The organism is Nostoc sp. NMS2, from assembly GCF_017115105.1.
Classification (GTDB): Bacteria; Cyanobacteriota; Cyanobacteriia; order Cyanobacteriales; family Nostocaceae; genus Nostoc.
The window spans coordinates 18,468-28,896 of the sequence record NZ_JABXKH010000002.1 but is presented as its reverse complement, the minus strand read 5'-3'; the positions used below and the strand labels follow the sequence as shown (position 1 = coordinate 28,896).

7 protein-coding genes are annotated in these 10,429 nt (G+C 43.1%); 3 read left to right on the top strand and 4 right to left on the bottom strand.

The features are described from left to right. Nucleotides 1–408: 408 nt before the first annotated feature. From HWQ36_RS00185 to HWQ36_RS00175, 3 genes are all read right to left on the bottom strand, one after another. Nucleotides 409–1,437: an aspartate carbamoyltransferase catalytic subunit gene (locus HWQ36_RS00185; RefSeq protein ID WP_292696770.1), complete on the bottom strand. Its 1,029-nt coding sequence runs from the start codon at nt 1,435–1,437 to the stop codon at nt 409–411. Between the two features lie 159 nt (nt 1,438–1,596). Then, the gene (gene mgtE / locus HWQ36_RS00180) at nt 1,597–2,949 is read right to left on the bottom strand and encodes a magnesium transporter (RefSeq protein ID WP_292696768.1); all 1,353 of its coding nucleotides are present in this window, start codon (nt 2,947–2,949) and stop codon (nt 1,597–1,599) included. Between the two features lie 345 nt (nt 2,950–3,294). After that, entirely contained in the window at nt 3,295–3,492 is a 198-nt protein-coding gene (locus tag HWQ36_RS00175) for a hypothetical protein (protein WP_094341389.1), read from the bottom strand. Between the two features lie 246 nt (nt 3,493–3,738). Here HWQ36_RS00175 and HWQ36_RS00170 point away from each other — a divergent pair, with 246 nt between their 5' ends. Then, nucleotides 3,739–6,945 (top strand): glycoside hydrolase family 15 protein, encoded by a 3,207-nt coding sequence (locus HWQ36_RS00170; protein WP_292696763.1) that lies wholly within the window; start codon nt 3,739–3,741, stop codon nt 6,943–6,945. Nucleotides 6,946–6,986: 41 nt separating this feature from the next. Next, nucleotides 6,987–7,364 (top strand): GxxExxY protein, encoded by a 378-nt coding sequence (locus HWQ36_RS00165; protein ID WP_292696761.1) that lies wholly within the window; start codon nt 6,987–6,989, stop codon nt 7,362–7,364. Between the two features lie 96 nt (nt 7,365–7,460). On the opposite strand, the gene HWQ36_RS00160 is transcribed toward HWQ36_RS00165, so the two are convergent. After that, entirely contained in the window at nt 7,461–7,775 is a 315-nt protein-coding gene (locus HWQ36_RS00160; protein WP_292696759.1) for a YkvA family protein, read from the bottom strand. Nucleotides 7,776–8,123: 348 nt separating this feature from the next. On the opposite strand from HWQ36_RS00160, the gene HWQ36_RS00155 reads away from it, so the two are divergent. Further along, nucleotides 8,124–10,322: an ATP-binding protein gene (locus HWQ36_RS00155; RefSeq protein ID WP_292696757.1), complete on the top strand. Its 2,199-nt coding sequence runs from the start codon at nt 8,124–8,126 to the stop codon at nt 10,320–10,322. The last annotated feature ends 107 nt before the right edge of the window (nt 10,323–10,429 follow it).

Sequence of the window (10,429 nt, the reverse complement as noted above, 5' to 3'; positions counted from 1 at the left end):
TGCGGTCTTGGGGTCTCCCCCGCCGCAGGATGCGCGAAGCGCTGTAGAGGAGCAACTTTGCATTCGCAGTCCCCGACCCAAAACTTTCTGCCTGTAGAGGCAGGGGACTTAAACCCCCAAACTTTGTTAAATAAGAATTCAGAAGGGGCTAAACCCTAGCTATCCGCTAACAGAATTCAGGAGCGGAGCCGGAGACGCTTCGCCTCCGGTCAGAATGCAATTAGTTGGGGATTTAGACCTGCAACTAATTTTAGACCACCAATTTTTCTTGTTTTGTGGGGGACTTAAACCCGTTTATTCATCTGCCAGTTGTACAGAATTCCTACTGTTCGCGGAGCGTGCCGGAGGCATTATTCTGTTAGCGATAGCGGGGCGTTTAGCCCGTCCTGACTCCTGAATTCTGTTCTGTTAAGCTTTGCCGCTACCTAACAAATATAGTAGCGCCATGCGAACGGCGATACCGCTAGTAACTTGCGATTGAATAAGACTAAATTCTGGATCATCCATCAATTCAGAACTAATTTCAACACCACGGTTAACTGGGCCTGGATGCAAAACTTTAACATTAGGTTTACAAAGTTGCAACTTTGTGCGTGTAATACCAAATAACTGATGATATTCTCGCAAACTCGGCAATAAATGAGCCGTCATGCGTTCCTTTTGTAGGCGCAGAGTCATCACAAAATCGGCATCTTGTAAAGCTGGTTCTAGCTGCCAATGTAGAAAAAGTGGGGGAGTGGAGAAGTGGGGGGATGACTCCTGACTTTTGACTCCTAACTCTTCAGAGATATACTCGGCAAATAATTTGGGTAAGAGGGTTGGTGGTGCTGCCAAATGGACTTCTGCACCACTGGCGATTAAACTCCAAATATTCGATCGCGCCACGCGAGAATGGAGAATATCTCCAACAATGGCAATTTTTTTCCCCTTTAAAAGTTCCAGTCGGGGACTAGCTGGGTCAATTAGAGTACAAATGGTGAATAAATCTAGCAGTGCTTGGGAAGGATGTTCATGTTGACCATCACCAGCATTGAGGACACTAACTCGTACACCTAAACGATCCATTTCAGCCGCGATCGCATTTGGTACTCCTGCCTCTCGATGGCGGACTACCATAATATCAGTTCCCATTGCCAAATAGGTCTTCGCTGTATCGAGAATTGTTTCTCCCTTAGTCATCGAAGATGTAGCGGCGGCAAAGTTTAGCGTATCTGCACTTAAGCGTTTCGCCGCGAGTTCAAAACTGCTGCGAGTCCGGGTAGAAGATTCAAAAAATAAATTCGCCACCACCTGTCCCTGCAAAGTTGGCACTTTCTTCGTCCGCCGCGATAGCACCTCTTGAAAAGAAGCCGCAGTTTGCAAAACTGTATCGTATTCAGTGGTAGTGAAGTCGGCTAGGGAAAGAATGTGATGACGATTCCAGGTGGTAGTAGGCATAGAATTTGGGGAGTGGGGAGTGGGGAGCAGGGGAAGCAGGGGGAGCAGGGGAAGAAGAACTATTGATTTTTGAGCCATGCCCCATGCCCAATACTTCGACTTACCTCGACTTCGCTCGGCACAAGTCGCTCAGTACAAGTGCCCAATGCCCCAATCTCTTCACGTTGGTAAATGTAAAACGTTTAAAGCTAGAGAAATTAGGCTAAGGAAAGTTAAAAACCCAATTGTATCTAGCATTGTAGTCACTAACGGGCCACTAACCAAAGCAGGGTCAAGTTTTAAGCGTTTCAAACCCATTGGTAGTAAAGTACCGAGTGTGACAGCCACAATTGTATTAGTTGCCATTACCATGCCGGCAATTAAAGCCACCCATCTTTCTTGGGGATGCGCCCAAATTAAGGAAAGCAGGATCATCGTTGTAGCTAAAGCGAGGGCTGTACCTAAACCAGCACAAAGTTCTTTACGGAGAATTTTCAAGGTATCTTTGGGTGTTACCTCACCCACCCCTAAGCCGCGAATTGTCACTGTTAATGATTGAATACCAACAGTGCCACCAGTGTTAGAAAAAATCGGCATGATGACTGCTAAAACTGGCACTGCGGAAATTACAGATTGAAAAGGCGCGATCGCACTGGCGGCACCAATATAGAGGGCCATGATGCCCAACAGCCAAGGCAAGCGGTTGCGGATGGTGAGGAGGGGAGAGGATAAAGCTGCTTCATCACCACTCACACCCGCGAGTTTTTGGATATCTTCTGTGGCTTCTTCTTCCAAAATATCCATGACATCATCAATGGTGACGATGCCAACCAATCTGTCTTCCCGATCGACCACGGGGATAGCTATTAAGTCGTAGCGCTGCATGATTCGCGCCACTTCTTCTTGAGGGGTTTCAGTTCTAACTTTGATGACGCGATCGCTAGAAATATCTTTGATGAAAACATCGGGAAAGGTAAATAGCAACTGGCGTAGTGAAACTACTCTCACCAGCGTCCGGTTGTCATCGGTGACGTAGGCGTAGTAAATCGACTCTTTATCTTCATCCTGACGGCGGATTTTACTTAGGGCTTCACCTACAGTCAATCCTTGCCGCAACCGGACATATTCGGTTGTCATTACCCGCCCAGCAGTGCCTTCTGGATAACCGAGAATCGTTGCTGTTGCTTGCCTTTGTTCTGGACTCAGTTCTTGCAATAGCCGTTTGATTACCCCAGCAGGTAATTCATCAAACAATTCTGCCCGTTCATCGGGACTCATGGCTTCTACAAGTTGCACTACCTGAACATCATGCAGAGAATTGATGAGTTCTTCCTGAACCTCTGTAGGCAGATATTCAAATACATCGATTGCCTGAGTTTTGTTGAGTAAACGGAATGCGATCGCGCGTTGTTGTTCAGGCAATTGTGTAATGTAATCTCCCACATCCACAGGTTGCAAGCGATTTAAATCCCATTTCAACTGGTTTAAATCGGTAGTATCAGTCAGCAAATCACGAATATCTTGTGTGAGCATGAGATATATCTCCTAAGTCTCCCCCGCGCTGGAGACTTCCTCGCCAGCTCAGAGGAGGTTGATACTGCCATCTGGTGGACTATGGTCCATAAAATTTCAACAATTCAATATCGATATCTAAATCAAGGCATTGCTAGTCATCATCCTAACCCGGAATAGCGCTCTCCGGTAGACACTCAATATTAGCATTCAGTATCTGTAATATTTCTGACTAGTTTAATTGCCCTAAATTTTAGGTAATTTTTGTGTACTTAAAGTAGATTTTACTACTGCTAGAAGCTATGTCAAGCCAATCAAGGAATTTACTCGCAAAATTCACAGAGTTAAAATATTTACAGGTAATTTTTAGAGATTTTCTCGTGTCCGTTTTGCTTCTATTAGTTTTTCCAGTTCACCAATTTCATCTATGGTATAAAACTTTGGGTTAGGTTCAGCGTTAATTTTATCCATTAGAGCGTGAAAAGCTTCTGTATCATTACGATTCTCTAATAAATAACGTTTTAACTCTATTTTACTCATTGCAGCAAACTTAGGCTTGGTCATTCGTCGTATCTCCATTTACCATTAGGGTTAATTACAATACCAGTTTCATCACCAGCCATTTTCACTATTTCGCTAGTGCCACGCCGAAATAAAATCGCTAAAATTCAGTACCAAGAGGTCTACTAACACGAGATAATAAGAAACTCACACCATCCTTAGCTGTTGTCCCATCAACCATTACAGAACAAGTTTTGGCTTGGTTTAGAGTCACAGGGTCAAATTTTGCAAGTAGTTCTGAACCAAATCATGAAAACATCTACCGAATTGCTAACTCGTCTGGACTATTACTACCAGCAAATCAAGACAATCATCCTGGCTCGTCAGAATCCGATTACTGGTTTACTACCTGCGAGTACAGCGATTACAGCCCACGGCGATTATACAGATGCCTGGGTGCGAGACAATGTTTACAGCATTTTGGCAGTTTGGGGTTTAGGACTTGCATATCGCAAGATTGATGACGACAAAGGACGCACTTATGAACTAGAACACAGCGTCATCAAATTGATGCGTGGGTTGCTCTTTGCAATGATGCGACAGGCTCATAAAGTAGAAACATTTAAACATACTCAGTCGCTATTAGATGGACTGCACGCCAAATATAATACCGCGACTGGCGACATTGTTGTTGGTGATGACGAATGGGGACATTTGCAACTTGATGCCACATCTATATTTTTGCTGATATTGGGGCAAATGACGGCTGCGGGATTGCAAATAATTTATACGATTGATGAAGTAAATTTTGTCCAAAATCTGGTTTACTACATTGGACGAGCTTACCGCACACCAGATTACGGCATTTGGGAACGTGGTAATAAAATTAATCGTGGTAATGCTGAGTTAAATGCCAGTTCCGTAGGCATGGCAAAAGCTGCTTTAGAAGCTATCAATGGACTAGATTTGTTTGGTGTGCGTGGTAGTCAAGCATCGGTGATTCATGTGCTACCAGATGAAATTGCTCGTGCCCGAATTACTTTAGAATCTTTATTACCCAGGGAATCTGGTTCCAAAGAAATTGATGCGGCGCTGTTGAGTATTATTAGTTATCCTGCCTTTGCAGTGGAAGATTTGGAATTACGCGATCGCACTTTAAACGATATTATCAACAAACTCGCAGGTAAATACGGCTGCAAACGCTTTCTGCGTGATGGACACCAAACCGTTTTAGAAGATAATCAGCGCTTGCACTACGAACCGTGGGAACTCAAGCAATTTGAGCATATTGAATGCGAATGGCCATTATTTTTCACTTATTTAGTTCTAGATGGATTATTTCGCGGTGAGCAAGAACAAGTTAAAAAATACCAAGAACTTTTAGAATCATTACTTATAGAACAAGATGGTTTGCGTTTATTACCAGAACTTTATTATGTCCCAGCCGAAAACATAGAAGCAGAAAGGTTAGCACCTCAAATACAACCACGTCTGCCCAATGAAAATATTCCTTTGGTATGGGCGCAGAGTTTATATTTTCTTAGTCAAATGTTGAGTGAAGGGTTACTAGCGGTTGGTGATATCGACCCTTTGGGAAGACATTTGTGTGTAGGTAAACAGCGCGAGGCATTGGTACAAATTGCCTTGCTAGCAGAAGATGAAGATTTACAGAAAAAATTAGAAGTTCACGGCATTGAAACACAAACGCCTACCCAAGTAGAACCGATCCAGGTAAGAAAAGCTGGAGAATTCTCAGCTATTTATAGCCAAATTGGCCGTAATGACAAACTTGGTTTAACTGGACGGCCAGTGCGACGGCTGCGGAGTTTAACAACATCGAGAATCTTTCGGATTAGTGGTGAGACAATTGTATTTTTGCCTTCATTTTCAGACTCTCAACAGTTTTACCTAACCCTTGATTACCATTTTCTACTAGATCAAATTAGAAGCGAACTAGCTTATATTCAAAAATATTGGAGCGATTTAGGTCGTCCTACTCTGACTTTAATGTTGACGCACACCATGTTAGAAGCCGGTTCGGAAGCATTACTAGAACTGATGCAAGAACTGAAAGATGGAATTTGTAACGGTGTACGAGTGAAATTAGGGCGGCTAAATCAGCTAATGCTGACGGCTGGAATCCAAAGAATTGATTTTCTTCCAAATACAGAATTTTTGCGATCGCCAGTGAAAAATGCTAGCCCACGTTGCTATTATCTCACTTCTCGTCCTGAGAAAAACTGGCGCTTAGGGCATACTCAAGAATTTCAAATGGAGTGTGAAACCAACTTCGGATTATTACTTTCTTATTTGCAGGCATCAGAAAATATTTACGAGCAAATTGAGTTATTGCAAACTTTAACTCGCTTGCAGGGAATGGAATTTGATACAGGGTATGGGGGCCCAGGATATCGTGTCACCGTAGCCGATTTACTCGATGAAGTTTACACCAAAGCTGGAGATTTAGGCATTTGGGCAGTAGTGCGTCGGGCTGCGGGGTTACGGCTTATGGTTGATATCAGCCTATCAGATGCAGTAACAAGTATTTTGGTGCGGGGTAAGCAAATTGCTGTGGGTAAAGCTTACAGTGAAGCGTCCTTGATTACCGTACCCATGTCCCACGATGAAATTGCCGATAAAATTAATCATTTTTGTCGTGAAGATATCCGCGATCGCGTCCTTACTCAAGAAATTTTAATCTATCTTGGTATCTTAATTCGCTCAGAACCCGAACTATTCCAGGGACTGCTGACGCTGAGAGTCGGCTATCTCATCTTATTGCTCACCAGCGAACTAGCGCAGAAATTGGATGTTACTCAAGATGAAGCTTACGATGGCTTAATGCAACTTTCACCCTTTGAAGTTAAAGTGCGCTTGCGTCAGGTATTAACTGGATATACTGGCATGAGTAACCTATTACGCCAACAAGAATCACTCCACGTCAAGCAAAAAGAAAGTGATATTGCTTGGGTAGTTTTACCAGGAATCGCCGAAGAAATAGAAGTCCCACCAGGTGGTTGGCGGCGGTTTCGTCAAGCCGAGGGTGCGACGGGACGCGTACCAAAAGACTTTTTCAAGCAGATTTGGCTATTAATGCAACATTGCAAGGGTCTAGTAATTGGCGATAAACTAGAGCGGCGCAATCGTTTAGATAGTGAGATAATGCTGTCGGAAATGACAGCAGGGGAAAGAAACTTTGCTCTGTTAGTTGAGCATTTGCTGAATAAAATCGAAGCTCCAGAATACCGCCAAGTAAATATTGAAGCATTAATCGAATTAGGAGCGATCGCAGCTAATAATCCCAAGCTGCAAATCGAAGAATATATTGTGTTGGATGTGTTGATTGGACATGCAGTGCGATTGGCGTGGTTAGAGAATCATAGTCAACGTAGCGATCGCTATGATGAGGATAAGGCTAATGCGTGGCGATCGTTTTACAACACTTCTCCTAGAGATTGTGCTGGTTATATTTTGAAGGCTTTCCGGTTCTTGACGGAATTTGTGAAAGATTTTTAAACGCAAAGGGACGCGGAGGGAAGCGCAGAGGAACGCAGAGGATGAGAGAGAATGAGTTGAGTGGGGTGATTATTGGGTGTGCGATGAGGGTGCATACTGCTTTGGGGCCTGGTTTGTTGGAATCGGCTTATGAGGAGTGTTTGGATTATGAGTTGAAGAAAGCTGGATTGAATGTTGGTAAACAAATTCCATTGCCTTTGGTTTACCAAGATGTGCAATTGGAATGCGTTTATCGATTAGATTTGATTGTCGAAAACCAAGTAATTGTAGAGATTAAATCTGTAGAATCCTTCCACCCGATTCACTCCGTTCAACTCCTAACCTATCTCAAACTAGCAAACTGCAAACTAGGTCTTCTCCTCAACTTTAACGTCCTCCACCTCAAAGAAGGCATAAAACGCATAGCCAACAACCTCTAACTCTCCCTCTGCGAACCTTTGCGTTTCCCTCCGCGTTCCTTTGCGTTAAAAAAATATCCCCCACCTCAAATTCCAAAAGCAGGGGTTTAATTAAATCTATTTAACCGAAACAGCATCAACATCAATCGTGCTTGCAGTAGATGTAGAACCCTCTGTGCTATTAGGTACTTCAGTACCCACATCACCTTTACGAGCCTTCCAGCCCTCAATTACTAGCCCAGACACCTCGCTAACTAGCAGGGTCAAAAGGAAAACATCATCAATCTGTCCCACAACGGGTACAAAATCTGGGAGAACATCAAATGGGCTGACCAAATAGACCAACGTTCCTAAAATTACCCACCAACGGTACTTGGGGTTACGAAGCACATCTCGATACCAGGTGTAAAGTGATTGAATTGAAAATTTCATATTTTGAACCTCCAGTTATCTTTAATTTTGACAAATAATCCTAAAAATTCCCGGTGGGAATAACCGCCCTAGTTATTCTGGAAGACGCTACTCGTAATTTTTCACCAAATACCTACTGTGTAATTCTGCACAATAGTCTGTCATTGCCAGAGTTTCATTGATTCGGAATGGAAACTTTATTTTTGCTGTGCTGCACTGGTAATTCCCTAACAACAAATAAATTTGATGGATGTTGATTGTTTATTTCAGAGGGGAATCCTAGCTATATAAATCTAAAGTTTCGCCTCTTTAATGTAAATTTATCTGCTTTTCAAAAGGCGAAGCACTAACGCAGGATGGAACCTATCGATGAAGAAGCATCACTTTGGCATACCTGAAATCCCACTACAGATGGTTCTGATTATTCCCTTTGTCTTACAAATATTTGGAGCGGTGAGTTTAGTAGGTTATTTGTCATTTAAGAATGGACAGAAAGCTGTCAATGACTTGGCAGACCAGTTGATGACTCGAACTAGCAATATAGTAGATGAACATTTAAATTCTTATCTATCTATTCCCCATAAAGTGAACCAGATTAATGCTGATGCCATTCAGATGGGGTTATTGGATGTGCGCGATCGCAAAACTGTGGCAAAGTATTTCTGGAAGCAAATGCAGGCTTATGACCTGACTTACATCGGTATCGGACTAACCACTGGTGAGGGAGCAGGAGCCGCCCGTTACGATGGCAAAACCGTCACGATTGATGATTGGGGTTCTAAGCCTCCGAAAAATTGCTACAACTACGCCACGGATGACAAAGGCGATCGCACCCATATCAATACTATTGATGATTGGGACAACTTCAACTTAAGTTGGTACACCGAACCCATAAAAGCTCGTAAACCTATTTGGTCGCGGATTTTCACCTGGAATTATCCTAATCATCCATACATCGCGGCTTCAGCAGGTCGTCCCATTTATGACGCGCAGAATCGATTACTGGGGATGGTTGGCGTTGATATCCATCTCTTGAAATTGAGCGAGTTTCTACGGCGTTTAGATATCAGCCGTTCTGGACAGGTTTTCATTCTGGAGCGAAATGGAATGCTGATAGCGAACTCTAGCACGCAGCAGCCTTTTACCCTAATTAAAGAAGAGATTCAACGAGTAAAAGCCACCGATAGTCCCGATCCTTCAGTTCAGTCTATTGCCAAACAAATTCAGCAAAACTTTAATGGCTTTGAGTCCATCACCGAATCCAAAAAACTGCAACTGAATTGGCAAGGAGAGCCAAATTTTGTCAATATCACCCCTTGGCGCGATCAATATGGACTGGATTGGCTAGTAGTAGTGAGTGTGCCGGAACGTACTTTTATGGCACAAATCAACGCCAACACCCGCACTACCATTTTGCTCTGTCTTGGAGCCTTGGCTGTGGCAACCTTCATGGGCTATTTAACTTCCCACTGGATTACACAGCCGATTCTGCAAATCAAGCGAGCAAGTCAGGCAATGGCATCGGGCAATTTAGACCAAACCTTGGATATCAACAATATCCAGGAACTCAATGTCCTTGCCCATTCCTTTAATCACATGGCAGGGCAATTGCGCGAATCTTTTACAGCCTTAGAAAACGGTAAGGCAGAATTAGAAGACAAAGTGGAAGAACGCACCGCCGAACTTAAAACCGCCTTGAGTGAATTGCAGCACACTCAAGCACAAATGGTTCAAAGTGAAAAGATGTCTAGTTTGGGTCAACTGGTGGCAGGTGTAGCGCATGAAATCAATAACCCGGTGAACTTTATTCATGGCAATATTACTTACCTAAACGAATACACTCAAGATTTACTCAAGATGATCCAGCTTTATCAACAACGTCATCCCAGTAACGATCCAGAGGTGCAAGCGCTAGCTGAGGAAATCGATTTGGAATTTCTGATCGAGGATTTACAGAAGATGCTAGCTTCTATGAAAATGGGGACTGACCGGATTCGGAGTATTGTATTATCACTGCGGAATTTTTCTCGGATAGATGAAGCAGAATTCAAAGCAGTTGACCTTCATGAAGGAATTGAAAGTACGCTGTTGATTTTGCAACACCGTCTGAAAGACAAACCAGAACGCCCAGCAATTGTAGTGATTCGGGATTATGGCAACTTGCCCCAAGTAGAATGCTATGCTGGACAACTCAATCAAGTCTTGATGAATGTTTTGGTGAATGCGATCGATGCTTTAGACGAAGTAAATGCCAATCGCACCGTTGAGGAAATAGAGGCAAATCCTAGTAAGATTAGCATCCGTACTTCAATGAGCAATTCAGAGTGGGTGGAAATTGCGATCGCAGATAATGCCACAGGAATGCCGGAACAGGTTAAAAACCGGATCTTCAATCCTTTCTTCACTACCAAACCTGTAGGCAAAGGGACAGGTATGGGCATGGCAATCAGCTATCAAATTATTACCGAAAAACATGGTGGCAAATTGGAATGTTTTTCTACTCTTGGTAAGGGAAGTGAGTTTATCATTCAATTGCCTACCCAGCACCAAGTTTATCCAGCAGTCTAAGTCAAATCCGCCATGTTTAGAGTGTTTTTTTAGCTTTTCGAGAAATTTATATTTTGGAAGTCCCTCATTTTGCATTAATCTCTAGAATTAAAATGCCTTAGCACATT

Coding starts and splice junctions, on each gene's coding strand:
- HWQ36_RS00160 (WP_292696759.1), bottom strand. CDS start 7,775: ATGAAATTTTCAATTCAATCACTTTACACCTGGTATCGAGATGTGCTT.
- HWQ36_RS00185 (WP_292696770.1), bottom strand. CDS start 1,437: ATGCCTACTACCACCTGGAATCGTCATCACATTCTTTCCCTAGCCGAC.
- mgtE (WP_292696768.1), bottom strand. CDS start 2,949: ATGCTCACACAAGATATTCGTGATTTGCTGACTGATACTACCGATTTA.
- HWQ36_RS00165 (WP_292696761.1), top strand. CDS start 6,987: ATGAGAGAGAATGAGTTGAGTGGGGTGATTATTGGGTGTGCGATGAGG.
- HWQ36_RS00175 (WP_094341389.1), bottom strand. CDS start 3,492: ATGACCAAGCCTAAGTTTGCTGCAATGAGTAAAATAGAGTTAAAACGT.
- HWQ36_RS00155 (WP_292696757.1), top strand. CDS start 8,124: ATGAAGAAGCATCACTTTGGCATACCTGAAATCCCACTACAGATGGTT.
- HWQ36_RS00170 (WP_292696763.1), top strand. CDS start 3,739: ATGAAAACATCTACCGAATTGCTAACTCGTCTGGACTATTACTACCAG.